Genomic DNA, 23,892 nt, shown 5'->3' on the forward strand with positions numbered 1-23,892 from the left:
TGCGCTAGGGTTGGCGCAACAAAACCGTGGAGCCCCCTATGGACCTGTCCGCCCTCAAGACCATCCGCGTCGCCGCCTGTGACATGAACGGCCAGATGCGCGGCAAGCGCCTGCCTGCCGATATGGCCGACAAGCTGGACACGGGCGCCGCACGGATGCCGATCTCCACCTTGAACGTGGACCTCTGGGGCCAGGACATCGACAACAGCCCGCTGGTGTTCGAGACCGGCGACGCCGACGGCATCATGCTGCCCGCCGACCGCGGCGCAGTGCCGATGCCCTGGCTGGCAAACCCCTCTGCCCTGGTGCCGATGATGATGTACTGGGAAGACGGCTCCCCTTTCATGGGCGACCCGCGCCAGGTGCTGGCGCATGTGCTGGATCGCTACAAGGCACGCGGCTGGTCGGTACTGGCCGCAACTGAAATGGAGTTTTGCCTGATCGACGACAGCGGCGACACCCCCCGTCCCGCCGTCAACCCGCAGACCGGCCGCCCGCTGGACCAGCAGTCGGTGCTGTCGATCAGCGAGCTTGACGCCTTTGATGCCTTCTTTACCGACCTCTACGACGGCGCTGAGGCGATGGGAATCCCCGCTCAATCGGCGATCTGCGAGGCCGGCATGGGCCAGTTCGAGATCAACCTGAACCACCAGACTGCCCTGCGCGCTGCCGATGATGCGTGGCTGTTCAAGGCTTTGGTCAAAGGCATGGCGCGCAAACACGGCTTTGCTGCAACCTTTATGGCCAAACCCTATGCCGAAGAAGCCGGCAACGGCATGCACGTGCATTTCTCCATCGTGGACCAGGACGGCCGCAACGTCTTTGACGATGGCACCGAACAGGGATCGGACCTCCTGCGACAGGCGGTGGCCGGCTGCCTGGCAGCGATGCCTGCCAGCACCCTGATCTTTGCCCCGCACGGCAACTCCTATGAGCGTCTGGTGCCCGGCGCCCACGCCCCCACCGGCGCCGCCTGGGCCTATGAAAACCGCACCGCCGCCATCCGCATTCCCGGCGGCAGCCCCAAGGCGCGCCGCATCGAACACCGCACCGCAGGCGGCGACATCAACCCCTATCTGATGCTGGCCACCGTCCTCGGTGCAGCCCTGCTGGGCATCGAGGACCAGATGGAACCGCCTGCCCCCTCGGATGGCAACATCTACGAAATCGACGGCCTGCCGCAGCTGGCAGCAGACTGGGAAACCGCAATCACCTGGTTCGAAAGCGACCCGCTGATCGCCCGCATCCTGCCCAAGGACGCGATCCGCAACCTGGTGATGACCAAGCGCCAAGAGCTGCAACAGTTCGCAGACCGCCCCAGGGAGAGCCATTGGCTGTCCTGGCTCGAGGCGGTATAGAGCCCTGTTGATTGCGGGGCATATCCGGGCTCTTGCCTGCTTTTGCCCCCTCAGCTAGGCTCAATTTGATCAAATTTGGTGACTCATGAAAATCGGCATCCTGCAAACCGGCCACTCCCCCGAAGACCTGTTCGGCCCCTTCGGCGATTACGACGGCATGTTCCGCGACATGCTGGATGGCAACGGCTTTGAATTCCAGACCTGGGCGGTGGTGGACGGCGTGCTGCCCAACAGCGCCGATGACGCCGACGCCTGGCTGATCACCGGCTCCAAGCATGGCGCCTATGAAGACCACGCCTGGATCCCGCCGCTGGAAGCGCTGATCCGCGAGATCAACGCCAGGAAACAGCCGCTGGCCGGCATCTGCTTTGGCCACCAGATCATCGCCCAGGCGCTTGGCGGCAAGGTCGAAAAATACGCAGGTGGCTGGGCCGTCGGCCGGGTCACCTATCAGGTGGACGGCAAGGACCTGACTCTGAATGCCTGGCATCAGGACCAGGTGGTGGAATTGCCCGCTGGCGCCCGTGTGCTGGGCGGCAACGACTTCTGTGAAAACGGCATCCTGGCCTATGGCGACCACATTATCTCCTGGCAGCCGCATCCTGAGTTTCCCAGCGCCTTTGTCGGCGGCCTGATCGAAAAACGCGGCCGCGGCGTGGTGCCGGACGACCTTCTGGACCGTGCAGCCGCCGAGCTGGACGCCCCCGTGGACAACCCTGAAATCGCAACCTTCCTCGCAGAGTTTTACAGGAAAGAGAGGACCTAATGTCAGCCTGGCTCGACACCCTTCCCGAAGCAGCACAAGCCTATCTGGAGGGGCGTCGTCTCGACGAAGTCGAATGCGTTATCTCGGACCTTCCCGGTATCGCCCGTGGCAAGGCGGTACCGGCATCGAAATTCGCAAAGACCGACTATTTTCATCTGCCCGACAGCATCTTCTACCAGACCATCACCGGAGACTGGGCGGATGCCGCGGACGATGACGGCTGGATCGAAAAGGACATGACGTTGAAGCCGGACATGTCCACGGCCACGGCAGCGCCCTGGACCGGCGACTGGACCCTGCAGGTGATCCATGACGCCTATGACCGGGATGACAGGCCGATCCCCTTCTCTCCGCGCAACGTGCTGAAGCGCGTGGTGCAGCTCTACCACGACAAGGGCTGGAAGCCGGTTGTGGCACCGGAAATGGAGTTTTTCCTGGTCGCCCGCAACATCGACCCGGCCAAGGAAATCGAGCCGATGATGGGCCGCTCCGGCCGCCCGGCGGCGGCGCGTCAGGCCTATTCGATGACTGCAGTGGATGAATTCGGCCCCGTCATCGACGACATCTACGACTTTGCCGAAGCGCAGGGGTTCGAGATCGACGGCATCACCCAGGAAGGCGGCGCAGGCCAGCTGGAGATCAACCTCCGCCACGGAAACCCGGTGAAGCTGGCGGATGAAGTCTTCTATTTCAAACGGTTGATCCGCGAGGCCGCGCTGCGTCACGACTGCTTTGCCACCTTCATGGCCAAGCCGATCGAGGATGAGCCGGGATCGGCCATGCACATCCACCACTCGATCCTGGACATCGAGACGGGTGAGAACATCTTCTCCGGCCCCCAGGGCGGCGAGACGGATGCCTTCTACCACTTTATTGCCGGGCTGCAGAACCATCTGCCGGCCGGGCTTGCGGTGATGGCGCCTTATGTGAACTCCTACCGCCGCTATGTGAAGGACCACGCTGCGCCGATCAATCTGGAATGGGCGCGCGACAACCGCACCACCGGTATCCGCATCCCCCTGTCAGGGCCGGAAGCGCGGCGGGTGGAAAACCGCATCGCCGGCATGGATTGCAACCCCTACCTGGGCATTGCGCTGTCGCTTGCCTGCGGTTACCTCGGCCTGATCAAGGAAGAGCGCCCGCGCAAGCAGTTCAAGGGCGATGCCTATGAAGGCGAAGGCGATATCCCGCAGGTGATGGGCCAAGCGCTGGATCTGTTCGAACAGGCAACCGAGCTGCACGAAGTGCTGGGGCCGGAGTTCGCCCGCGTCTACTCTATCGTGAAGCGCGCGGAGTACGAGGAGTTCCTGCAGGTGATCTCGCCCTGGGAGCGCGAGCATCTGCTGATGAACGTGTAATCCTCTGGCGCTGCCGCCCCCAGCCGGCGGCAGCGCAATTGATTATTTGGACAAAGAAGAACAGCGGGACGCTCTTATCGGCTTCCCGCCAACAGGTGAGGTGCGGAATGGGGATGAATCTGCTCTATTCCAATGATCGCAAAGGCGAATATCCAAACAGCTGGTATGCGGCGACGGCCATCCCGATGCAGCCGTTTCCGGCGCTTGCCGGCGAGGTAAAGGCTGACGTCTGCATTGTTGGCGGCGGTTATACCGGGCTGTCCGCCGCGCTGCATCTGGCTGAGGCCGGGATGGATGTGGTGCTGCTGGAAGCGCAGCGGGTGGGCTTTGGTGCCTCGGGGCGCAACGGCGGCCAGCTGGGCAGCGGACAGCGGATTGACCAGGAAGGGCTGGAAGCGCTGATGGGGGAACCCGAGGCGCAGAAGCTCTGGCAGCTGGGCGAGGACTCCAAGGATCTGGTGAAATCGCTGATCGCCAAGCACGGCGAAGACTGCCATCTGAAACCCGGCGTCGCCTGGACCGCGTTCTCGGAAAAGGAATCCGCAGAGCTGCATGAATACGGCCGCCACCTGCAGGACCGCTACGGCTATAGCGGCATCGAATTCCTGGACAAGGACGCCTGCTGGGCCATGTGCCCCTCGCCAGCCTATAAGGGCGGCATCCTGGATCACGGGGCCGCCCATCTGCATCCCCTGAACTATGCCCTAAGCCTGGCCCGCGCCGCCTCGGCTGTAGGCACCCGCATTCATGAAGGCAGTGAAGTTCTGGATATCCAGGAAGGCGCCAAGGTGCGCATCCGCACCGCAGGCGGCAGTGTCACCGCCGATCACCTGATCCTTGCCTGCAACGGCTATCTGGGCGGGCTCAATGGCCAGGTGGCGGCGCGGGTCATGCCGATCAACAACTTCGTGGCCGCAACCGAGCCGCTCGGCGATGAAGCCGCCCGGGTGCTGGCCCGCGACGTCGCCGTGGCGGATACCAAGTTCGTGGTGAACTACTTCCGCCTCAGCCACGACAAGCGGCTGCTGTTTGGCGGCGGCGAAAGCTACGGCTACCGTTTCCCGGCCGATATTTCTGCCACCGTGCGCAAGCCCATGACCGAGATCTTCCCGCATCTGAAGGACGTGAAGATCGATTACGCCTGGGGCGGAACCCTGGCAATCACCATGAAGCGGATGCCCTATCTGGCCCGCTTGGCGCCGAACATCCTGACGGCTTCCGGATACTCCGGCCACGGCGTCGGCACCGCCACCCATGCAGGCCAGCTGATGGCACAAGCCATACAAGGACAGGCCGAAGGCTTCGACACCATAGCCCGCGTTCCTGCACCGCGATTCCCCGGCGGCCCGCGGATGCGCTCGCCGCTTCTGGTGCTGGCAATGACCTGGTTTGCCTTGCGCGACCGGCTGGGGATCTGATCCCGGCCGGAATCCGCGCGAACTCCGCAACAGTTCTGTGAAATCTTGCCTGCGGCGGCAATTTCCGCCGCGCCGCCTCTTGGCACGGCCCCGTCATAGTTTTACATTTCCCGAAGCAACAATTCAGGATTTTGAAATATGGCCCTGCCGCCCAACGTTCATGACGCTGAACCCATTCCCGCAGCCGCCCGCGACGCCATCGACGCCTTGATGCAATCCGGCGACCTGTTCCGCTATACCGCTGCGGAAGACGCCCCGGTCACGCTGCTGGAACAGGAATATGCCGAACTCCTGGGCAGCAAATACGCGCTGGCGGTGTCCTCCTGCTCGGCGGCGCTGTTCCTGTCCCTGAAGGCGCTTGGCCTGCCCCGCGACGCCCGGGTGCTGATCCCCGCCTTCACCTTTGCCGCGGTGCCTTCTTCGGTTGTGCACGCCGACTGTGTGCCGGTTCTCTGCGAAGTCGCAGACAACTACCGCATCGATATGGCGGATTTCGAGGCCAAGCTGGACAGTGTACAGGCGGTGATCATCAGCCACATGCGCGGCCATACCTCCGACATGGACGCCATCATGGCGCTTTGCGATGCGCGCGGCATCCCGGTTGTCGAGGACGCTGCCCATTCGCTCGGCACTACCTGGAACGGCCGCAACATCGGCACCATCGGCAAGGTCGGCTGCTTCTCCTTCCAGTCCTACAAGATGGTCAACGCCGGCGAAGGCGGCATCCTGATCACCGACGACGCGGACCTGATTGCCCGCGCCGCCATCATGTCCGGCGCCTACGAGCACAACTGGAAAAAGCACAAGGGCCCGCACGGCGAAAACACCCCGGATCTGCAGCAGGCCTTTGCCAAATGGCAGAACCAGCTGCCGCTCTATAACCTGCGGATGAGCAACCTGTCCGCCGCCGTGATCCGCCCGCAGCTGCCGGAGCTGGAACGCCGGGTGCGCCTGGGCCTTGCCAACCACAACTACGTGGCAGAGCGGCTGAACACCTCCCCCTTCTTCCAGGTGCCGGAGCCGCTGGCGCCGGAAAGCCGCGCTCCGGATTCGATCCAGTTCAACCTGGCAGGCCTCAGCGAGGAGCAGACCCGCGCCTTTGCCATTGCCGCGGCAGACAAAGGCGTCAAGGTGCAGGTTTTCGGCCTCTCCACCGACAACGCCCGCGCCTTCTGGAACTGGCAGTTCCTGCGCGATCAGCCCGACCTGCCGCAGACCCGCGCCATGCTGATGAAGGCCTGCGACGTGCGCCTGCCGGTACGCCTCACCCGGGCTGAGCTGGACGTGATTGCGGATATCCTTCTGGCTGCTGTGGAAGAGACCATGGGCAAGGCCGCCGCCTGACCAGCCCTTGCCTTAAGACATCACAGCCCCGGCCCTCGCGCCGGGGCTTTTTCGTGATTGCAATCCTGGCTTGTGCGTTCCACCTTGTCGCCATGACTCCGCTTCCTGAATTCGAACGGCGCCCGGCCACGGCGCTGGTGGCAATGGCCAATGCGCTCAGCATGGGCGACGCAATTCCTGATCGGGATCTGACCCGGATCATCCAGGCAGTAGTCTCCAGCCGCGCTGAGCGCGCTGCACTGCTGGCCGCCGTCCGCGCCGCCAATGATCCTGACAGCGGCCTGACCGTGGCCGACCTGCTGACCGCCTATGCCGCCGAGGCAGGTGAAGGCGAAGCCCGGGAGCGCGACAGCGATCAGGTCCTCGGCCAATGGGCGCAGCGGTTGGCGGCCGGCGCCCTGCTCGCGAGCTTCGGCGCCGCCATCGCAGGCACCGTCACCGGCGGAGCCGCATTCGGCCTCACGCTCCTGTCCTTCTCGGGCTTCATCTTCTCCACCGCCGCCCGCCTCGGCAGCCGCAGCCGCATGCGCGTCAAGGCGCAGGAGCGCGAGGCAGCGGAAACCCTGGCCCGCCATGTTCTCGAAGCCGCCAAATCTGCAGGAGGCGAAGACTGATATGGAATTTTCACCCTTCTCCCCCTATATTGGTCCCGAAACCGGAGAACCGCATGTTTGAGGCGTTGGGACTGAATATGGGACTGGACACTGTCATCGTCAGCGCAATCGCAGGGGCCTGCACCCTGTCCTTTGCTGCGAGCGTCTACCTGTTCTACCGCGCCAAACCGCAGCCCGAGGCCAAGGAACTTGACGACATCGTTCAGAACGCCCCCTATCACCGGCTGCACAACATCCTGAAAATCAAGGCGTAATCCGGGCAGTCTCCAGGCGCACTACAGCCGCTGCCGCCAATCTTCCCGCCAAAAATGAAAAGGCACCGCGCCAGCGGTGCCATGCCCAACTGTGAACCGCATTCTTTGAATGCGCGTGAGCAGGCGGGAGCGCCCCCTTGCAGGAGGAGGCCCGCCCAAGGCTCACTTCATCTTCGACAGTTTTTCCTGCAGCTCGGCCAGCTGCTTTTTGATGTCGTCCAGATCCTCGCCGCCTTCGGATTTCTCTTCCGGCTGCGCGCCGCCGGTCCAGCCCGCAGTGCCGAAACCGCCGGTCATCGCCTTCAGGAACGCCTCCTGCTGCGCCTTCATTGCCTCGAACCCAGGAATCTGCGCCATCGGGTTCATCGCGTTCATGTTCTCCATCATCTTCGACTGGCTGTCGCGCAGCATGTCGAAAGAGGCCTGCAGGAACTGCGGCATCACCCCGCCGCCCGGCACCATATAGCTGCGCACCAGGTCGTTCAGCACATTGACCGGCAGCACGTTCTCGCCGCGGCTTTCATGCTCCGCAATGATCTGCAGCAGGTACTGGCGGGTCAGGTCGTCGCCGGTTTTCAGATCAACGATCTGCACTTCGCGCCCGTCCCGGATGAACCCCGCGATATCTTCCAGCGTCACGTAATCACTGGTCTCGGTGTTATAGAGCCTGCGGCTCGCATACCGTTTGATCAGCAAGGGCTTGTCCTGTTCCGCCATCCGTTCCCTCCCCGGCGATGATGCATCGCAGCGAAGACTATGCCAGCGCAGAACAAAATGGAAGCCTCAGCGTCATTTCAGCAATATTTGTTCTCCGAACCTCCAGCTTGCGAACATTGCTGCACCTGCATCCAAACCGCTTGACCTCAACCTGGCTTCAGCTTTTACAGATCGTACCTGCACCAGAATCTGCAGGAGAGCGCACGCATGAAAGTCCTGATCCTAGGCGGCACCGGATCCATCGGCACCGCCGTCACCCAAGAACTGATCCGCCGCGGCCATCAGGTCGCCGGGCTCAGCCGCTCGCAAGCCTCGGATGAAAGACTCGCCGCCCTCGGCGCCCGCCCCCTGCGCGGCGATCTGCGGTTTCCCGGCGATTGGTCGCGGGAGATTTCCGCCATGGACGGGCTGATCCAGCTGGCCGCGACATTTGACGAAGACATGGGTGCAGCCGACACCGCCGCCATCACCGCCATTTTGCGCCAGGCCGCCCTGTGCCCGGAACCGCTGCGGCTGATCTACACCGGCGGCTGCTGGCTGTACGGCGCCACCGGCCCCCGGGTGGCCAGCGAATCCTCTCCGATGCGCCCGATCAAGCCTTTCGCCTGGATGCACAGGAACGCCGCCAAGGTACTGGCCTCCCCGGCCGTCTCCGCCGCGGTAATCCACCCCGCCATGGTCTATCACCAGGAGGGCGGCGTGTTCTCCCGCTACCTCGAAGCCGCCCGCCAGAGGATGCCATTTGAGATTTGGGGCAGCATCGCCACCCGCTGGCCGCTGGTGCAGCGCGACGATCTTGCCCGTGCCTACTGCCTGCTGCTGGAAAACCCGCAACTCACCGGCCATTTCAATGCCAGTGCCCAGGACGGCGTACAGGTCTCCGAGATCACCGGCGAAATTGCCCGCCGCCACGGCCATGACGGAAGCTACGTGGTGCGCTCGCTGAAACACGCGCTGATCAAATACGGCGACTGGGCCGAAGGCCCGACGCTGGACCAGCAGATGGGCTCGGACAAGCTGCGCCGCCTGACCGGCTGGCAGCCGCAGTTCACCAGTTTCCGCGACGCCCAGTTTTGACAGGCAAGGCGCGCCCCCTGAACGGCAATCCGGAGTTTTGTGGCAAAAGTCACAGAAAAAGATTCTCAATGTGATATAATTCGGGGCAGGTCTTTTGAGTCTGTGGTGGCAAGGAATATGGCTGACCAAAGGGACAGACAAAGACAGGCTGCCATTCTGATTGCTGACGTGGCGGGCTTCTCCGCGCTGGTCGAGGCCGGGGAGCCTGATGCTGTGGCCGCAATCCGGCATCTGGCGGAAAACATCGTTGCGCCTGCCGCGCAACGGTACTCCGGCGAGCTTGTCAAAACACAAGGGGACGGCTTTCTGCTGGCCTTCCCCACTGCGGCGCAGGCCGTCAGGGCGGCGCTGCTGATTTCCAGAAAATCCGCGGCCCCAGCGCAGGGCAAGGCCCTGGCCCTCAGGATCGGCATTCACGCAGGCGCTGTTCTCGCAGCCGGGGGCGACCTCTACGGCAACGCCGTCAACATCGCCGCCCGCCTGGAATCCCTCGCGGCACCAGGTGAAATCTGCGTCTCCGGCACCGTCCAGCGCCAGGCCCGCGGCAAAGTTGAGGCTTCCTTCGAGGACCTGGGCCTGCAATTGGTGCGCAACATTTCCGAACCCGTCCGCCTGTTCCGCGTTTCCGGAAATTCACTGCCCGCACCCGAGGCCGAGGGCCCAGCCGCCGAAATTTCAGCCGCGGTGCTTCCCTTCGTGAGCCGCACGCCGGATGCTCCGGCCGCCGCAGCCCTGGCAGAGTGCCTGACCGAAGATGTCACAATCGGCCTCTCCCGGTTCCGGGACCTGCGCATGGTCTCCTGCACCACCGCGCTCCGCTATGCCGCGGAAGCCGGCAACACGGCCCCCGCGGCGGTCGAGCTTGGCGTCCGTTACCTGGTGGAAGGCAGCGTGCGGAAGCTGCCTGGCAAGCTGCGGGTTACCGTGACACTGACAGAGGGCAGCAGCGGCTCGGCGCTGCTGAGCCAGCAGTATGTTCAGGAAGAGGCCGCGGGCTTCAGCGCCCAGGATGCGCTGGCAGCGGAAATCACCCAGACCCTGGCAGGACAGCTTCAGGCAGAAGCGAAACGGAAGTCGCAGCAACTGGCCGCCAGCGCCGGGCAGGAGACGCCCCGGGAAATGGTTCTGCGGGCCAAGGCTCTTATACTGGATTCGCGTGACACTCTGGCCCAGTGCAGAGAGCTGTACCGACAGGCCTGCCACAGCGATCCGGGAAGCGCCGCGGCCCACTCCGGCCTGGCGCTCACCTACTTGGTGGAGTGGATGAGCGGCTGGAGCACATCCCCCGAGGACACCTTGGACCTTGCCTTCCCGCTGCTGCGCCGCTCTGCCCGCATCGACCCCTTGGACAGTGTCGCACAGCGCCGGCTGGCCGTGATGCATCTGTGCAAGGGCGAATTCGCCTTGGCCGAAGATCACTTCCAGCGTGCTTTGAGTTTGAACCCGAATGACACCGATACCATGGCATTCCGCGGCCTGTCCTACGTGTTTCAGGGCCAGCCGGACAAAGCGATAGCCGAGCTCGACAGGGCCTCGGCGCGGAACCCGTTCCACCCGACCTATTTCCACTGGTTCCGGGGGCTCGCGCTTTACATGTGCCGGGAATACCAGCCAGGCATTGCCGAAGTGAACAAGGCGGTTGCGCTGTTTCCCGGCTTCCCGTCCCCGCACCGCCATCTTGCGGCCTGTTATGCCCAGGCGGGCGACAAGACCGCGGCCGCGCGGGAATGCGGGCGCATTCTGGATATGGAACCGGGGTTTTCCATTGCCAGTATCTGCAAGACGCTGCCCTTTGTCCGGGCTGAGGATCTGGAGCACTACTGCAAGGGCTTGCAGCGGGCCGGCCTTCCGGCCTGACCCCCGCAACGCAAAAGGGCAGGCCTCACGGCCTGCCCTTCTTCACGGTCCGGCACCTATCAGGGAGGAGAGCCGGGGCCGGTCCGTGGACGTTCTTACTTCGCAGCCGCTTTCTTGGCGGCGGTGGTCACGTCAGCGGTGGCCTTCTTCACAGCGGCGGTGGCTTCTTCCGAGGCTTCCTTGCCGGCAGCCATCATCAGTTCCACGGTGTCCATCTGGACCTTCTTGGCAACTTCAGCAAAGGCAGCCAGGTTTTCGGCAGCCACTTCAGCAGAAGCGGAAGCGAAATCGGTTGCCGCTTTGGCATAGTCTGCCGGATCTTCCTGGACCTTGGACACGGTGCCCAGCTTGGCCAGGGTTTCTTTGGTCCACTTGCTGGAGATCTCAGCGGATTTCTCAGCAGCGTCCAGAGCAACAGCGGACAGCTTTTCGTTCAGGGCAGCGGTGGTCTTGAACGCGTCTTCCATGGCTTTGGTGTCAACCGGGAAGGCGCCCATGAAGTCTTTCATCATCGCGGTGAAGTCTTGGGTCTTTGCCATAGTTCTAATTCCTCAGAAAGCTGCGGCAGGACCATCCTGCGCTCTTCAGCATGAGGTGAATATCGTTTCTGCACCGCAGCATTTCAAGTTTTTTCTTGCTGCAGTGCAGAAAAATTCCGCAAAACCCGCAAAATCAACGGTTTGCCTTGACCCTTACATAGGTGCCCGGCGCTGGAGCCAAAGAGGGATAGCCCGAATCCCCGACCTCGCGGGCGGGAACCTGCTTGCCCGAACGCTTCTTCAGCCACTCCTGCCAGCGCGGCCACCAGGAGCCCTCGTGGAACTCCGCCTGCTCCATCCAGGCGGTGCTATCGCCCTTAAGATCAGTATTCGTGTAATGGCCGTATTTCTTCTTGCTGGGCGGGTTGACGATGCCCGCAATATGGCCGGACTCCGACACAATAAAGCTCTTGCTGCGCGAGCCCATCTTCTGCACGCCGGCATAGCAGTCCTTCCAGCGGGCAATGTGATCGGTCTCGCAGGTGATCGCCATCAGCGGCACATCCACATCGCGCACATGCAGCGTGTGGCCCATCAGCTCAAAGCCATCGCCGACAAACTCATTATTCTGGCAGAGGCCGCGCAGATACTGCACCGCCATCCGGCCCGGCAGGTTTGCACCGTCGCCGTTCCAGTAAAGCAGATCAAACGCCGGCGGCGTCTCGCCCATCATATAGCTTTTGACGGCGGGGCCATAGATCAGGTCCTTGGAGCGCAGGAAGGACATCGTCCGCGCAATCACCCAGGAGCGCAGCAGCCCCTCCTCTTCCACCTGCGCCTCGATCCCGTCGACAAAGTCGTTCTGCAGGAACGGAGTGAACTCGCCCTGGTCGCCGAAATCGGTGAGCGTGGTAAAGAAAGTTGCCGATTTCACCGATTTGTCGCCGCGCTGTTTCAGCAGAGACAGGGTCAGGCTCAGCGTGGTGCCAGCAATGCAATAGCCCACCGCGTTGACCTGTTTGACCTTGCAGATCTCCTTGACGGTCTCAATCGCGGTCAGGAAGCCTTCCTGGATGTAATCCTCCATGCCCACTTCTGCATGGCTGGCATCGGCATTGACCCAAGAGACCACAAACAGAGTATAGCCCTGCTCGGTCACCCATTTGATCAGGCTGTTCTGCGCCTTCAGGTCGAGGATGTAGAACTTGTTGATCCATGGCGGAAACAGCACGATCGGCGTTTCATGCACGGTTTCCGTGGCCGGCTTGTACTGGATCAGCTCCATCATCCGGTTGCGGAACACCACATCGCCCCGCGTGGTCGCAATATTGCTGCCCAGCTCAAACGCGCTCTCATCCGCCAGCCGCACCACCAGCTCGCCATTGTTGGCTTCCAGATCGGTGACCAGGTTCTCCAGCCCGTCGATCAGCGACTGGCCTTCAGTCTTCACCGCCTTCTCCAGCGCATCCGGGTTGGTCGGCAGGAAATTGGTCGGCGACATCATCTCGATGATCTGGTCGGCAAAATAGGTCAGCCGCTGCTTGTCCTTGCCTTCCATCTCGCCGGCATCCTGCACCGCCTTGCGGATCGCATCGGCATTGGTCAGGTACTGCTGCTTCACGTAATGAAAATACGGGCTGGTCTCCCACAGCGGATTTGAAAAACGGCGGTCCTTGGGCCCGCCGTCATCCATAGGTTCCATCTGTCCAGCAAAGGCTTTCTGCGCTTCGGCGAAATTCAGAACCGACTTGCTCCAGTACTCCAGCTGGTGCTCCAGCAGCTTGGCGGGATTTTGCATTGCCTCCGCCCAATAGGCCGTTGCTGCACGCGCATAAAGTTCTTGATTCGGGCCGTCCAGCGCCGGGTTATGCGGGACCTTCTGGGACAATACATCCGCCAGGCGTTTACTCAACTGCTCCACCCGGCCCATGTTTTCCTTAAGCTTTTCAATACTCTCAGGGTTTGCCGAAGCGGATAATTCTTCACTTGTTGTCATAGAAAGGAATCCCTCATAGGCTTTCTGCTATGCAGAATAACGTTCTGCAAAATTAAGGGCAAAGCGACGATTGGTCCGATAGTCCGGATTTGCCGGTGACGTTACGCCGGTTGGGAGCGCGAAGGAGGCAGGCATGCGGTACATGATGACCTACGATCTGATGGAGACCGTCCGGAACACCAACCAATGGCTGGGGGCAACGGCCCTTTCCATGGCATCTTATCCGGTCTTTTCGGCATTGCCAAACCCTGCCCTCAGCTGGATGGCGGCCTGGGGCGAAGTGACGGAACGCACCTACCAGCGCATGGTAGTCAAGCCCGATTGGGGCATCCCCTCCTTCACCTGCGAAGACGGCAAGGACCACGTGGTTGAAATCACCAATGTGATGGAGCGCCCCTTTGGCGACCTCATCCATTTCAAGGTCAGCGGACGCGAGGAACAGCCCCGCAAGGTGCTGCTGGTTGCCCCGATGTCCGGCCATTACGCCACCCTCCTGCGCTCCACCGTGCAAAGTCTGATCAGAAATTGTGAAGTCTATGTGACGGACTGGCACAACGCCCGCGATATCCCTGTTTCTGCAGGAAAATTCGATGTCGAGGATTATACCCTCTACCTCGTCGACTTCATGCGCGAACTGGGTCCCGACACCCATGTGATCGCAGTCTGCCAGCCGGTGCCGCTGACCCTTGCCGCCACCGCCTATCTGGCCGAGCGCGACCCCAAGGCGCAGCCCTCCTCGCTGACCCTGATCGGCGGCCCGGTGGACCCGGACGCCACCCCGACCGAAGTCACCGACTTTGGCCGCCGCGTCACCATGGGCCAGCTCGAAGAAACCATGATCCAGCAGGTCGGCTTCAAATACAAAGGCGTCGGCCGCAAGGTCTATCCGGGCCTGCTGCAGCTCGCCTCCTTCATGTCGATGAACGGAGAGCGCCACACCAAGGCTTTTGTCGACCAGATCCAGCGTGTCTCCAAGGGCGAGGCCTCGGACCACGACGCCCACAACCGTTTCTACGACGAATACCTGGCGGTGATGGACATGACCGCCGAATTCTACCTATCGACGGTCGAGCGCATCTTCAAGAACCGCGAGATTGCCCGCAACGACTTCGTCGTGAAGGGCCACAAGGTGGATTTCTCCAAGATCACCGATGTGGCGGTGAAAACCGTCGAAGGCGCCAAGGACGACATCTCCGCCCCTGGTCAATGTATTGCCGCGCTGGACCTCTGCACCGGTCTGCCGGAAAGCAAGAAAGCCAGCCATGTGGAGCCGGACGCCGGCCATTACGGCATCTTCGCAGGCCGCAGCTGGCGCAACAACATCCGGCCGCTGGTGATTGACTTCATGAACGCCAACAGCCGCAAGCAACCGGCCCGCCGCAAACCCGCGAACAAGAACACCGCGGCCTGACCCAGTGTCCGAGGCGCAGAAGTTTTCCTGCAATTGCGGGGCCTTGTGCGGTGAAGTTTCCGCAGAAGGCGTCAAGGGCGGCACCCGCGTGGTGTGCTACTGCCCCGACTGCCGCGCCAATGAGCTGTACCACGGCCAGCCGGATCCGGCGCCGGATCCGGTAGACCTGTTCCAGCTGTCGCCGGACAGCATCACCATCACCCAGGGCGCCGGGCACCTGCAGGCCATCCGCCTCGGCCCGCGCGGCCCTCTGCGCTGGTATGCCTCCTGCTGCGGCACGCCCTTTGCCAACACTCTGGCCAAACCCGGCTTGCCCTTTGCCGGAATGCGCTCCGACCTGTTCGAAGACAAGGATGCGCTCGGCAAGATCCGCGCCAAGGCCTTCATCCCGGCGCCGGGCAAACAGTCCCGCACCAAAGGCGGCGGTGTCATGGCCTGGGGCATTATCAGCCGGATGATCACGGGCCGCCTGTCCAGCCGCTGGAAAGAGACGCCGTTCTTTGACACAGACAGCGGCAAACCGGTTTCCGAGCCCGAAGTGCTCGGAAAAGAACAGCGCTCAAAGCTCTATTTCTGATTTCAAGACACCGCTTCAGACGCCGGAGCGGGGACCGCCAGCCAGTGCAGCAGTGCACGGTTGACCGAATCCGGGTCCTCCAGAACCGGGAAATGCCCGGCGTCAGGCAGAATTTCCACCTTGGCGTCCGGGATCAGCTGCGCCAGCAACTCGTGCCTGGCAGGCGGCACCAGCGTGTCATGCGCTCCGCCCAGCACCAGCGTGGGCACATGCACCCGCCGCATCGTTGCCTGCTGATCTGGGCGCCGCTGCAGCGCCCGTGACTGTGCCACATACAGCTCCGGCCCCAGTTCCATTCCCATGTGGCAGAACAGGTTATGCACCTCCAGCCGCGATGGCCCCGGCGCAAGGCACTCCATCGGCAGCGACTCGCGCAGCACATCCTCCAGCCGCCCGGTGCGCGCAGCGATAATCTGCGGCTCCCGGTCCGCCGCCTTCTCCGGTGTCTCCGCCAAAGGGCTTGCGCCAATGATACACAGGCGGCTGATCCGTTCCGGTGCCCGGCGCACCAGTTCCATCGCCAGAATGCCGCCCATCGACAGCCCCGCCAGCGAGAACCGCGGCGGCAGATGGCTCAGCATCCGGGCAGCGATCTTCTCCACGGTGTCGCCGCCCGCCAGCGGCAGCACCATTACCGGCATGCTGCCGGAAAATGTCCTGATCTGAGCTTCAAAAATCCGGCCGTCGCACATCATGCCCGGCAGCAGAACCAAAGGTTCGCGGCACGGTTGCTGGTCATAAGGCATGTCCTGCCCTCGCGGTTTTGCCTTCCACCCTTGATTTCACAGTGCGGAGAACCCCCTCCGGGATCAAGAAAAACCTCACGGCAGCGCAGATTTGCAAGCCCGCTGCCGCCGCAGTGCCACGCCTAGTGCCCGTTCCAGCGGAACGCCCCGTCCGCCGCCAGCTTGGAAAACGGATTGAAGGCGATTTCCCAAATATGCCCGTCCGGGCTGCGGAAATAGCCGTGATGGCCGCCCCAGAACACATCCTGCGCAGGCTTCAGCACTTCGGCACCGGCCGCCTCGGCTGCCGCCAGCAGTTCCGCGACGTCTTCCTTTGTGCGGGTGTTATGGCTCAGCGTCATCGCACCAGTGCCAAGGCCGCGCTCTGGCACACCGATCTCCGCCGCCAGCGCCGCCAGCGGATAGAGCCCCAGCGTTTGCGAGATCAGATCAAAGGCAATCACCCCGTCCGGGCTCTCCGCCCGCTGCCAGCCCAAAGCCTCGTAAAAGGCGGCGGCCCTTTCCATATCCGGCACGCCCAGTGTAATCAGGCTCACCCTTTGTTCCATCAGATCAATTCCTTGTTGCAAAACCTTGGCAGGACGTCCCTGCCGGACGGGGCCAGGCTAGCTGCTTGCCCCACCAGGAACAATACAGGAACACATTATTCCGCAGCGCTCTCTGCAGAAGAGCACCTCCGGCGGCTGAGACAGGCCTCAGCCCGCGCCCAGCACATCCTGAACAGCGTCTTCAATCATCGTAAGGCAGGCCTCATCCGAAAAGCGGTGATCCGCATCCTTGACCAGGTTCAGCCGCATATCCGGGCAGGATGCGTGCTCCAGCAGCCGCAGCGCCGTCTCAGTTGTCACCGCGGTATCCGCAGTTCCTTGCAGGCAGCGCACTTTGAACGGCAAATCCAGGGCAGACCGCAGCACCAGGTTCCTGCGCCCGTCCTCAACCATCCGCTTGGAGACGTAATAGGGCTCCATATAGTCACTGGGCAGCTCTACATAGCCTTGCGCCTCCAGTTCCGCCTTCTGTGCCTCCGAAAAATGCGCCCACCAGCCATCCTCGGTGAAATCCGGCGCCGCGGCGATGGTCACCATTCCCTTGATCCGCTGCGGCCGCGCGCGCGCCAGCAGCAGCGCCTGCCAGCCGCCCATGGAAGAGCCCACCGGCACGATTCCGCCTTCGGTCAGCTTGTCGACCGCTTCCAGCGTGTCCTCGTGCCAATCGCCGATGCAGCCGTCCTCAAACGCCTCCGAGCTCTCGCCATGGCCGGAGTAGTCAAACCGCAGAAACGCCTGGCCGCGCGCCTTGGCCCAGGCCTCCAGATGCACCGCCTTGGTGCCCTCCATGTCGGACTTCAGCCCGCCCAGGAACACCACGCACGGCCCCTGCCCGTCGCTCTTGTGATAGGCGATGCGGCGGCCTTGTGCAGTTTCCAGGTAAGATGTGGCGGGCATGTCTTTGGTCTCCTGTCCTTTTCCCAAGATGTGGCACGGCAGCGCCTGCCCCGCAAGCGGCAGCGCTCCCCCTTGCCAGCGCCCCCTTGCCAGCGACCGGCCTGCTTCCTTATGGTCACCGGAATTTCGCAAGGACCGCGGGGCATGTTCAAACTTCTCAAAGGCATAATACTTGCCGCCGTCGCCGTTGCGGTGGCGCTGGCCACCGCCTGGGCGGCGCTGGCGCTTTGGAACCGGCTGCCGTTCGAGCCTCTGCCGCGCACCGCCCTGGCCGCGGGTTTTGCCCTGCTTGGCCTGATCGTCATCGCAGGCCTGTTCCGCCGCCGCGCCCTGCGCGGGCTCACCACCTTCACCCTGGCGCTGGCCGCGGTGATTTTGTGGTGGTCCACACTCGCGCCGCCCGCCAATGGCGACTGGTCGCCCGACGTTGCCCGTCAAGTGACCGGCCAGCTTGACGGCGACATCCTTACTCTGACCGATGTGCGCAATTTCTCCTGGCGGACTCCCGAGGATTTCGAGGAAAGCTGGGAGATCCGCAGCTACGACCTGACCCGGCTCCGGACAGTTGATCTGTTCATGTCCTACTGGGCCGGACCGCAGATGGCGCATATGATCGTCAGCTTCGGGTTTGAAGGCGGAGACCAGATCGCCTGGTCCGTCGAAGTCCGCCGCAAACGCGGCGGCGGCTTTTCCGCCATAGCCGATCTGTTCAAATCCAACACGCTGTCGATCATCGCTGCAGACGAGCGCGACCTGATCGGCACCCGCACCAATGCCCGCGGCGAGAACGTGCAGCTGTTCCGCATCGGTGTCAGCCCTGACAGCGCCCGCGCCCTGCTGCTGCAGTATGCTGAGGCCGCCAACAGCCTTGCCGCCCGGCCGCAATGGTACAACTCGCTGACCACCAACTGCACCACCGTAGTGATGGACCTGATCCGCAGCTTTGCCGACGACGTGCCGCTGGACTGGCGGGTCGTGGCTAATGGCTACCTGCCGGACTACGCCTGGGAGCAAGGCGTTCTGGACCAGTCCCGCAGCATCGAAGAGCTGCGCGCGCTTGGCAGCATCACCCCGATTGCCCAGGCCCATGGCGTCACCGCGGATTTCTCCGCCGTGATCCGCGACGGCGTCCCCGCCCCCTGAGTCAGGCGCCTTCATTCTTCTGGCCTAAAATATCCCGGGGAGCGCGAGGGGCCGGCCCCTCGCCCGCTTGACAGCTGCCGCTGCAACTGCGAAATCAGCCGGACGACATAACCCGCAACCGGGCGTTCAGTGGGCGCCAAACCGACGAGGAGAGCCTTTAGATGGCCGAAATCTCTCTCACCTTTCCCGATGGCAATGCACGATCCTTTGACGCAGGCGTAACCCCTGCGCAGGTGGCCTCCAGCATTTCCACCTCGCTGGCCAAGAAGGCCATCTCCGCCACCGTCAACGATCAGCATTGGGACCTGCAGTGGCCGATCGATGCGGATGCCACTATCGCTATCCACACCATGAAGGACGAGGCTCAGGCAAATGAGCTGATCCGCCACGACCTGGCCCATGTCATGGCCCGTGCGGTGCAGGAAATCTGGCCCGACACCAAGGTCACCATCGGCCCGGTGATCGAAAACGGCTGGTACTACGACTTCGACCGCGCAGAGCCCTTCACCCCCGAAGATCTCGGCACCATCGAGAAAAAGATGAAGGAAATCATCAACAAGCGTGATGAGGTCCGGACCGAAGTCTGGGAGCGCGGCCGCGCGATCCAGCATTACACCGACAATAATGAACCCTATAAGGTCGAACTGATCGAAAGCATCCCCGGCGATGAGCCGCTGCGGATGTACTGGCACGGCGACTGGCAGGACCTTTGCCGCGGCCCGCACCTGCAGCACACCGGCCAGCTGCCGGGCGATGCCTTCAAGCTGATGTCCATTGCCGGCGCCTACTGGCGCGGCGACAGCGACCGCGCCATGCTGCAGCGCATCTACGGCGTTGCCTTCACCGGCAAAGAAAAGCTGAAGGCCCACCTGACCATGCTGGAGGAGGCCGCCAAGCGCGACCACCGCAAGCTGGGCAAGGAAATGAACCTCTACCACATGCAGGAAGAGGCGCCTGGCCAGGTGTTCTGGCATCCCAACGGCTGGAAGATTTACACCACCCTGCAGGACTACATGCGCCGCATGCAGGAGCGTGACGGCTATGTCGAAGTGAACACCCCGCAGGTCGTCGACCGCAAGCTGTGGGAGGCCTCGGGCCACTGGGACAAATACCAGGAGAACATGTTCATCGTCGAAGTGGACGAGGATCATGCCCGCGAAAAGGCAATCAACGCGCTGAAGCCGATGAACTGCCCCTGCCACGTGCAGGTGTTCAACCAGGGCCTCAAATCCTACCGCGACCTGCCGCTGCGCATGGCCGAATTCGGCTCCTGCGCCCGCTACGAGCCCTCGGGCGCGCTGCACGGCATCATGCGGGTGCGCGGCTTTACCCAGGATGACGGCCATATCTTCTGCGCCGAGGATCAGATCGAATCCGAGACCGCAAAATTCATCGCCTTCCTGTCCAAGGTCTATGCCGACCTCGGCTTCCACAACTGGACCATCAAGCTCTCGACCCGCCCCGAAAAGCGTATCGGCAGCGACGAAAGCTGGGATCTGGTGGAAAAGGCGCTTGGCGATGCCTGCAAGGCGGCCGGCTATGACTATGAACTGCTTGAAGGCGAAGGCGCTTTCTACGGGCCAAAGCTCGAGTTCACCCTGACCGACGCCATCGGCCGGACCTGGCAGTGCGGCACCCTGCAGGTTGACCCCAACCTGCCGGAACGGCTGGAGGCGAGCTTTATCGGCGCCGACGGCAACAAACACCGTCCGGTGATGCTGCATCGCGCCACCCTGGGTTCGTTTGAACGCTTCATCGGCATCCTGATCGAAGAGCACGCAGGCAAGCTGCCGTTCTGGCTGGCGCCGCGCCAGGTGGTGGTCGCCTCGATCACCTCGGACGCGGACGGCTATGTGCAGGAAGTCGTCGCCGAGCTGCAAAAGGCCGGCGTCCGCGCCGAGGCCGACATCCGCAACGAGAAGATCAACTACAAGGTCCGCGAGCACTCGGTGGGCAAGGTTCCGGTCATCCTCGCCGTCGGCCACCGCGAGGTAGAGGAGCGCACCGTCTCGGTCCGCCGCCTCGGCGAAAAGCAGACCAAGGTTGAGAGCCTGGAAAATGTTACAAAGGCGCTGGCCCTTGAAGCCACCCCGCCGGACCTTCTGTAACATTTCGCACCATTTGCAACACAAACGGCTCCCAATCGGGGGCCGTTTTTGCTTGCAGCGCCAGTAAAACACATAAAAACAACATCTTAACCCAAAGTTCTGCGCAACCCCTGCTGACGCAGCTGTGAGACACGGCCTCGTGACTTAACCTCCTGAAAACCTCAGGTTAGTGTTTCCATGTCATCACGACACCGCATGCTAAAACCGAAAGGACTTTACGAGATGTCGAACACCGCAAAATCCCTGGCCGTTGCTGGTGCCGTTGCCGCCGCTCTGACCGCAGCATCCACCATCCCCGCCGCCGCCGCCACCAAAGAAAAGTGCTACGGCGTGTCGCTGGCTGGCCAGAACGACTGTGCTGCGGGCCCCGGCACCACCTGCGCGGGCACCTCGACCGTTGACTACCAGGGCAACGCCTGGACCCTGGTTGACGCAGGCACCTGCGAAGGCCTGGAACTGCCCGCACAGGCAGACGGTTCCGCACGCAACGGCTCGCTGGAGCCGCTGGAGCGTGACCTGCCGGCATAATTGCCGCTAAAATACCGGGGCGGGAGTGTGAATTCCCGCCCCTTTTGCACCCTGACCACAGGACCTGCCATGCTTGACGCCGCTGCACATGACAAACTGCCCGCCGCCCCCGGCGTTGGCTACAAGCCGCAGCATTTTGCCCAGATCACCGAGGATGCGGGCAGCGTCAAATGGCTGGAAATCCACGCGGAAAACTACATGGGGGACGGCGGCCGCCCAATCGCGCAGCTGCGCCATCTTTCCGAAAATTTTGCCATGTCGGTGCATGGAGTCGGCCTCTCCATCGGCGGCGAAGGGCCGCTGGACGCAGACCACCTGGCCCGGCTCAAGCACCTGGTTTCCTGGCTGAACCCCGCCAGCTTCTCCGAGCATCTGGCCTGGTCCACCCACGACAGCCATTTCTACAATGACCTGCTGCCGCTGCCCTATACGGATGCCAGCCTGCAGCGCATTTGCACCCATATCGACCAGCTGCAGGACACCATCGGACGCCGGATGCTGCTGGAGAACCCCTCCAGCTACCTCGCCTTTGCCGAGAGCACCTGGTCCGAGCCTGAGTTCCTGGCTGAAATCTCCCGCCGCACCGGCTGCGGGCTGCTTTTGGACGTGAACAACGTCTTTGTCTCGGCCACTAATCTGGAGTTCTCGCCGCAGGGCTATATCGACGCCTTCCCGCTGGACAAGGTGGGGGAGATCCACCTCGGCGGCCATGACGAGGATGAAGACGACCACGGCCGCCCGCTGCTGATCGACAGCCACGGGCGCGAAGTGGTGGACCCGGTCTGGGCGCTCCTGGACTACACATTGGCCCAATCCGGCCCCAAGCCGGTGCTGATCGAATGGGACAACGACGTCCCTGATTGGCCGGTTCTGGAAGCTGAGGCCGCCCGCGCCGCAACCGCGCTGGAGCGCGTCCCGGCATGAGCATCACCGCCACTGTCAGCCAGGCAGAGTTCACCCGCGCGATGATGGATGCGGGCCAGCCGGCGCCGGAGGGCCTGCAAGACCAAAACGCCCAGCCCGCAGGCCGCCGCTTCAGCGTCTACCGCAATAACGTCGCCGTCTCGCTCACTGAAGCGATGCACAGCGCCTTCCCGGTAATTGCCAAACTCTTGGGCAAGCAGAACATGGACGGGCTGGCCGGCATCTACCTGCGCCAGCACCCGCCCTCCTCGCCCTTGATGATGTTCTACGGCGAGCATTTCCCGAAGTTCCTGGAAGGCATGGAGCAGCTCAAGCACCTGGGTTATCTCGGCGACACCGCCCGGCTGGAGCTCGCCTTGCGCCGCGCCTACCACGCCGCAGATGCCACTCCGATTGCCCCCGAGGCGCTTGGCGCCCTGACACCGGACGCACTGATGAACACGCGCCTGGCGCTGGCGCCTGCAGTAGAGGTGCTGCGCTCGCCCTGGCCGATCCACGGCCTCTGGCGCTACAACACTGAAGACGGCGCGCCCAAGCCTGAGCCCCAGGCACAGGACGTGCTGATCACCCGCCCCGAATTCGACCCCATTCCCCAGGTTCTGCCGCCCGCCGGCGCCGTCTGGATCCGCGCCCTGATGGGGGGCGCCACCATCGGCGAGGCCTTGGAACAGGCCGCCGCCGAAGACGAGAGCTTCGACCTGGGTGCCACGCTGGCCCTGCTGTTGCAGGGCGGCGCAATAACTGCATTGGACAGCAAAGGGTAAGGCCATGCACGCACTTGTCACCACGTACACTTCCCTCATCGGCAAGGCCGACCGGATGTCGGACTTCATCGTCCCCACCCTGGCACGGCTGGTGTTTGCCGCCGTCCTGCTGGTCTATTACTGGAACTCCGCCGGATTGAAGACTGACGGTTCGATCTTCTCGCCCTCGGCCGGCGCTTTCGGCCAGATCTTCCCCCACGCGGCTGAGGCGGTGCTCTATGACGTCACCCAGCTGAACATCTTCCAGCGCCTGGTCATCTTTGCCGGCACCGTCGCCGAATACGTCCTGCCTGCGCTGATCCTTGTCGGCCTGATGACCCGCCTTGCCGCGCTTGGCACCATCGGCTTCATCTGGGTGCAGACCATCGTCGACGTCACCGGCCACGGCGTGAAACTGGGCAGCCTGTTCAACAACGCCATCGAACTGGTCGACCAGCGCGTGATGTGGAGCTTCCTGCTGCTGGTTCTGGTCTTCAAAGGCGCCGGCGCCCTGTCGGTTGACGCCCTGGTCCGCAAGGTCGCAGCACCGGCCGAAGCCTGATCTTTCCATTGCGAACGCAAAAGGCGCCCTGCCCCGGCAGCGGCGCCTTTTTCATGTCTTGAGGCGCGGATCAGAAATGCGCCTTGGGCTCATCCGGCTTGCCGGCGGCCAGTGCCAGCAGCCCGGCCAGGGCAGCAAAGCTCAGCGGGAACACCGTGAAGACGTTGAAGCCAAAGCCAGCATACATCCCCGCGGCTGAACCCAGCAGCAGAATGCCGCCCCACAAGGCCCGCGCCCGTGCCATCGCACCGCCGGCAATCGCCAGCAGAGGCGACAAAACCGCCAGCAGCCTCAGCTGGCCCACATTATCGACCTGTTCGGCCAGGCCTTCGACCTCGCCGAAATGTTCCACCGCTGCGGTGTAGCCATAGCCGAAGAACCCGACCACCATGCCGAAAATCCCGGCGATAATTCCCAGAACAAGCGCTGCATTGCGCATCATGCGTCTCCCGTCATCTGCCGGTCTG

General features: G+C 62.9%; 24 protein-coding genes. 17 read left to right on the forward strand and 7 right to left on the reverse strand.

The window, feature by feature from the left end; translation table 11 throughout:
- The first annotated feature begins 38 nt into the window (after positions 1 to 38).
- The 7 genes from RA19_RS00525 (at position 39) to RA19_RS00555 (ending at position 7,112) form a co-directional block, all read left to right on the forward strand.
- On the forward strand, positions 39 to 1,358 hold the full coding sequence (locus tag RA19_RS00525; RefSeq protein ID WP_039158547.1) for a glutamine synthetase family protein: 1,320 nt from the start codon (positions 39 to 41) through the stop codon (positions 1,356 to 1,358).
- 85 nt (positions 1,359 to 1,443) lie between these two features.
- On the forward strand, positions 1,444 to 2,124 hold the full coding sequence (locus RA19_RS00530) for a type 1 glutamine amidotransferase (protein ID WP_039158549.1): 681 nt from the start codon (positions 1,444 to 1,446) through the stop codon (positions 2,122 to 2,124).
- Positions 2,124 to 3,482, forward strand: coding sequence for a glutamine synthetase family protein (locus tag RA19_RS00535; protein ID WP_039158551.1), 1,359 nt, complete (start codon positions 2,124 to 2,126; stop codon positions 3,480 to 3,482). The genes RA19_RS00530 and RA19_RS00535 overlap by 1 nt, the downstream gene beginning before the upstream one ends.
- 107 nt (positions 3,483 to 3,589) lie before the next feature.
- On the forward strand, positions 3,590 to 4,900 hold the full coding sequence (locus tag RA19_RS00540) for an NAD(P)/FAD-dependent oxidoreductase (RefSeq protein ID WP_039158553.1): 1,311 nt from the start codon (positions 3,590 to 3,592) through the stop codon (positions 4,898 to 4,900).
- Positions 4,901 to 5,038: 138 nt separating this feature from the next.
- The gene (locus RA19_RS00545) at positions 5,039 to 6,244 is read left to right on the forward strand and encodes a DegT/DnrJ/EryC1/StrS family aminotransferase (protein WP_039158555.1); all 1,206 of its coding nucleotides are present in this window, start codon (positions 5,039 to 5,041) and stop codon (positions 6,242 to 6,244) included.
- A 92-nt stretch (positions 6,245 to 6,336) separates the two neighbouring features.
- Positions 6,337 to 6,858 (forward strand): hypothetical protein, encoded by a 522-nt coding sequence (locus RA19_RS00550; protein WP_039158556.1) that lies wholly within the window; start codon positions 6,337 to 6,339, stop codon positions 6,856 to 6,858.
- A gap of 53 nt (positions 6,859 to 6,911) precedes the next feature.
- On the forward strand, positions 6,912 to 7,112 hold the full coding sequence (locus RA19_RS00555) for a hypothetical protein (protein ID WP_039158557.1): 201 nt from the start codon (positions 6,912 to 6,914) through the stop codon (positions 7,110 to 7,112).
- Between the two features lie 162 nt (positions 7,113 to 7,274).
- Here RA19_RS00555 and phaR read toward each other — a convergent pair whose 3' ends face one another.
- Positions 7,275 to 7,829 carry a polyhydroxyalkanoate synthesis repressor PhaR gene (phaR, locus tag RA19_RS00560; protein WP_039158558.1) on the reverse strand — a complete coding sequence of 185 codons (555 nt, stop codon included), beginning with the start codon at positions 7,827 to 7,829 and terminating at the stop codon, positions 7,275 to 7,277.
- A 207-nt stretch (positions 7,830 to 8,036) separates the two neighbouring features.
- Between phaR and RA19_RS00565 the strand changes: the two genes are divergently transcribed.
- Positions 8,037 to 8,906 (forward strand): NAD-dependent epimerase/dehydratase family protein, encoded by an 870-nt coding sequence (locus RA19_RS00565; RefSeq protein WP_039158560.1) that lies wholly within the window; start codon positions 8,037 to 8,039, stop codon positions 8,904 to 8,906.
- Positions 8,907 to 9,023: 117 nt separating this feature from the next.
- Positions 9,024 to 10,763 (forward strand): adenylate/guanylate cyclase domain-containing protein, encoded by a 1,740-nt coding sequence (locus RA19_RS00570; protein ID WP_082020419.1) that lies wholly within the window; start codon positions 9,024 to 9,026, stop codon positions 10,761 to 10,763.
- Between the two features lie 95 nt (positions 10,764 to 10,858).
- Here the strand turns inward: RA19_RS00570 and RA19_RS00575 are convergent, their stop codons facing one another.
- Positions 10,859 to 11,302 (reverse strand): phasin family protein, encoded by a 444-nt coding sequence (locus RA19_RS00575; protein ID WP_039158562.1) that lies wholly within the window; start codon positions 11,300 to 11,302, stop codon positions 10,859 to 10,861.
- A gap of 133 nt (positions 11,303 to 11,435) precedes the next feature.
- A complete protein-coding gene (locus tag RA19_RS00580; RefSeq protein WP_039158565.1) occupies positions 11,436 to 13,238 on the reverse strand; it encodes a PHA/PHB synthase family protein in 1,803 nt (600 codons plus the stop codon).
- Between the two features lie 133 nt (positions 13,239 to 13,371).
- Here RA19_RS00580 and phaZ point away from each other — a divergent pair, with 133 nt between their 5' ends.
- Together phaZ and RA19_RS00590 are read left to right on the forward strand one after the other, a co-directional pair.
- Positions 13,372 to 14,649, forward strand: coding sequence for a polyhydroxyalkanoate depolymerase (gene phaZ / locus RA19_RS00585; RefSeq protein WP_039158567.1), 1,278 nt, complete (start codon positions 13,372 to 13,374; stop codon positions 14,647 to 14,649).
- Between the two features lie 4 nt (positions 14,650 to 14,653).
- Positions 14,654 to 15,226 (forward strand): DUF6151 family protein, encoded by a 573-nt coding sequence (locus RA19_RS00590; protein WP_039158569.1) that lies wholly within the window; start codon positions 14,654 to 14,656, stop codon positions 15,224 to 15,226.
- A gap of 2 nt (positions 15,227 to 15,228) precedes the next feature.
- Here RA19_RS00590 and RA19_RS00595 read toward each other — a convergent pair whose 3' ends face one another.
- From RA19_RS00595 to RA19_RS00605, 3 genes are all read right to left on the reverse strand, one after another.
- Complete coding sequence (locus RA19_RS00595; RefSeq protein WP_039158572.1) at positions 15,229 to 15,972, reverse strand: alpha/beta fold hydrolase; 744 nt, start codon at positions 15,970 to 15,972, stop codon at positions 15,229 to 15,231.
- 122 nt (positions 15,973 to 16,094) lie between these two features.
- Positions 16,095 to 16,520, reverse strand: coding sequence for a VOC family protein (locus RA19_RS00600; protein WP_039158574.1), 426 nt, complete (start codon positions 16,518 to 16,520; stop codon positions 16,095 to 16,097).
- A gap of 147 nt (positions 16,521 to 16,667) precedes the next feature.
- A complete protein-coding gene (locus tag RA19_RS00605) occupies positions 16,668 to 17,417 on the reverse strand; it encodes an alpha/beta hydrolase (RefSeq protein WP_039158575.1) in 750 nt (249 codons plus the stop codon).
- A 144-nt stretch (positions 17,418 to 17,561) separates the two neighbouring features.
- Here RA19_RS00605 and RA19_RS00610 point away from each other — a divergent pair, with 144 nt between their 5' ends.
- From RA19_RS00610 to RA19_RS00635, 6 genes are all read left to right on the forward strand, one after another.
- Complete coding sequence (locus tag RA19_RS00610; protein WP_039158577.1) at positions 17,562 to 18,560, forward strand: Lnb N-terminal periplasmic domain-containing protein; 999 nt, start codon at positions 17,562 to 17,564, stop codon at positions 18,558 to 18,560.
- A 161-nt stretch (positions 18,561 to 18,721) separates the two neighbouring features.
- Positions 18,722 to 20,668, forward strand: coding sequence for a threonine--tRNA ligase (gene thrS, locus RA19_RS00615; RefSeq protein WP_039158579.1), 1,947 nt, complete (start codon positions 18,722 to 18,724; stop codon positions 20,666 to 20,668).
- A 222-nt stretch (positions 20,669 to 20,890) separates the two neighbouring features.
- Positions 20,891 to 21,196: a BufA1 family periplasmic bufferin-type metallophore gene (locus RA19_RS00620; protein WP_039158690.1), complete on the forward strand. Its 306-nt coding sequence runs from the start codon at positions 20,891 to 20,893 to the stop codon at positions 21,194 to 21,196.
- Positions 21,197 to 21,265: 69 nt separating this feature from the next.
- Positions 21,266 to 22,120, forward strand: coding sequence for an MNIO family bufferin maturase (gene bufB, locus RA19_RS00625; protein WP_039158581.1), 855 nt, complete (start codon positions 21,266 to 21,268; stop codon positions 22,118 to 22,120).
- Positions 22,117 to 22,884, forward strand: a complete 768-nt coding sequence (locus RA19_RS00630) for an HvfC/BufC N-terminal domain-containing protein (protein WP_039158583.1) — start codon at positions 22,117 to 22,119, stop codon at positions 22,882 to 22,884. The genes bufB and RA19_RS00630 overlap by 4 nt, the downstream gene beginning before the upstream one ends.
- 4 nt (positions 22,885 to 22,888) lie before the next feature.
- The gene (locus RA19_RS00635; protein WP_039158585.1) at positions 22,889 to 23,425 is read left to right on the forward strand and encodes a DoxX family protein; all 537 of its coding nucleotides are present in this window, start codon (positions 22,889 to 22,891) and stop codon (positions 23,423 to 23,425) included.
- Between the two features lie 70 nt (positions 23,426 to 23,495).
- Here RA19_RS00635 and RA19_RS00640 read toward each other — a convergent pair whose 3' ends face one another.
- On the reverse strand, positions 23,496 to 23,864 hold the full coding sequence (locus RA19_RS00640; protein WP_039124731.1) for a hypothetical protein: 369 nt from the start codon (positions 23,862 to 23,864) through the stop codon (positions 23,496 to 23,498).
- Positions 23,865 to 23,892: the final 28 nt, after the last annotated feature.

Source organism: Leisingera sp. ANG-M1 (assembly GCF_000813745.1).
Lineage (GTDB): Bacteria > Pseudomonadota > Alphaproteobacteria > Rhodobacterales > Rhodobacteraceae > Leisingera.

Excerpts from the sequence above, each read along its gene's own strand:
- RA19_RS00575 (WP_039158562.1), bottom strand. The coding sequence starts at position 11,302 with ATGGCAAAGACCCAAGACTTCACCGCGATGATGAAAGACTTCATGGGC.
- RA19_RS00550 (WP_039158556.1), top strand. The coding sequence starts at position 6,337 with ATGACTCCGCTTCCTGAATTCGAACGGCGCCCGGCCACGGCGCTGGTG.
- RA19_RS00630 (WP_039158583.1), top strand. The coding sequence starts at position 22,117 with ATGAGCATCACCGCCACTGTCAGCCAGGCAGAGTTCACCCGCGCGATG.
- RA19_RS00595 (WP_039158572.1), bottom strand. The coding sequence starts at position 15,972 with ATGCCTTATGACCAGCAACCGTGCCGCGAACCTTTGGTTCTGCTGCCG.
- RA19_RS00530 (WP_039158549.1), top strand. The coding sequence starts at position 1,444 with ATGAAAATCGGCATCCTGCAAACCGGCCACTCCCCCGAAGACCTGTTC.
- RA19_RS00565 (WP_039158560.1), top strand. The coding sequence starts at position 8,037 with ATGAAAGTCCTGATCCTAGGCGGCACCGGATCCATCGGCACCGCCGTC.
- thrS (WP_039158579.1), top strand. The coding sequence starts at position 18,722 with ATGGCCGAAATCTCTCTCACCTTTCCCGATGGCAATGCACGATCCTTT.
- RA19_RS00635 (WP_039158585.1), top strand. The coding sequence starts at position 22,889 with ATGCACGCACTTGTCACCACGTACACTTCCCTCATCGGCAAGGCCGAC.
- bufB (WP_039158581.1), top strand. The coding sequence starts at position 21,266 with ATGCTTGACGCCGCTGCACATGACAAACTGCCCGCCGCCCCCGGCGTT.
- RA19_RS00605 (WP_039158575.1), bottom strand. The coding sequence starts at position 17,417 with ATGCCCGCCACATCTTACCTGGAAACTGCACAAGGCCGCCGCATCGCC.
- RA19_RS00640 (WP_039124731.1), bottom strand. The coding sequence starts at position 23,864 with ATGCGCAATGCAGCGCTTGTTCTGGGAATTATCGCCGGGATTTTCGGC.
- RA19_RS00580 (WP_039158565.1), bottom strand. The coding sequence starts at position 13,238 with ATGACAACAAGTGAAGAATTATCCGCTTCGGCAAACCCTGAGAGTATT.
- phaZ (WP_039158567.1), top strand. The coding sequence starts at position 13,372 with ATGCGGTACATGATGACCTACGATCTGATGGAGACCGTCCGGAACACC.
- RA19_RS00555 (WP_039158557.1), top strand. The coding sequence starts at position 6,912 with ATGTTTGAGGCGTTGGGACTGAATATGGGACTGGACACTGTCATCGTC.
- phaR (WP_039158558.1), bottom strand. The coding sequence starts at position 7,829 with ATGGCGGAACAGGACAAGCCCTTGCTGATCAAACGGTATGCGAGCCGC.
- RA19_RS00600 (WP_039158574.1), bottom strand. The coding sequence starts at position 16,520 with ATGGAACAAAGGGTGAGCCTGATTACACTGGGCGTGCCGGATATGGAA.
- RA19_RS00620 (WP_039158690.1), top strand. The coding sequence starts at position 20,891 with ATGTCGAACACCGCAAAATCCCTGGCCGTTGCTGGTGCCGTTGCCGCC.
- RA19_RS00545 (WP_039158555.1), top strand. The coding sequence starts at position 5,039 with ATGGCCCTGCCGCCCAACGTTCATGACGCTGAACCCATTCCCGCAGCC.
- RA19_RS00570 (WP_082020419.1), top strand. The coding sequence starts at position 9,024 with ATGGCTGACCAAAGGGACAGACAAAGACAGGCTGCCATTCTGATTGCT.
- RA19_RS00540 (WP_039158553.1), top strand. The coding sequence starts at position 3,590 with ATGGGGATGAATCTGCTCTATTCCAATGATCGCAAAGGCGAATATCCA.
- RA19_RS00610 (WP_039158577.1), top strand. The coding sequence starts at position 17,562 with ATGTTCAAACTTCTCAAAGGCATAATACTTGCCGCCGTCGCCGTTGCG.
- RA19_RS00535 (WP_039158551.1), top strand. The coding sequence starts at position 2,124 with ATGTCAGCCTGGCTCGACACCCTTCCCGAAGCAGCACAAGCCTATCTG.
- RA19_RS00525 (WP_039158547.1), top strand. The coding sequence starts at position 39 with ATGGACCTGTCCGCCCTCAAGACCATCCGCGTCGCCGCCTGTGACATG.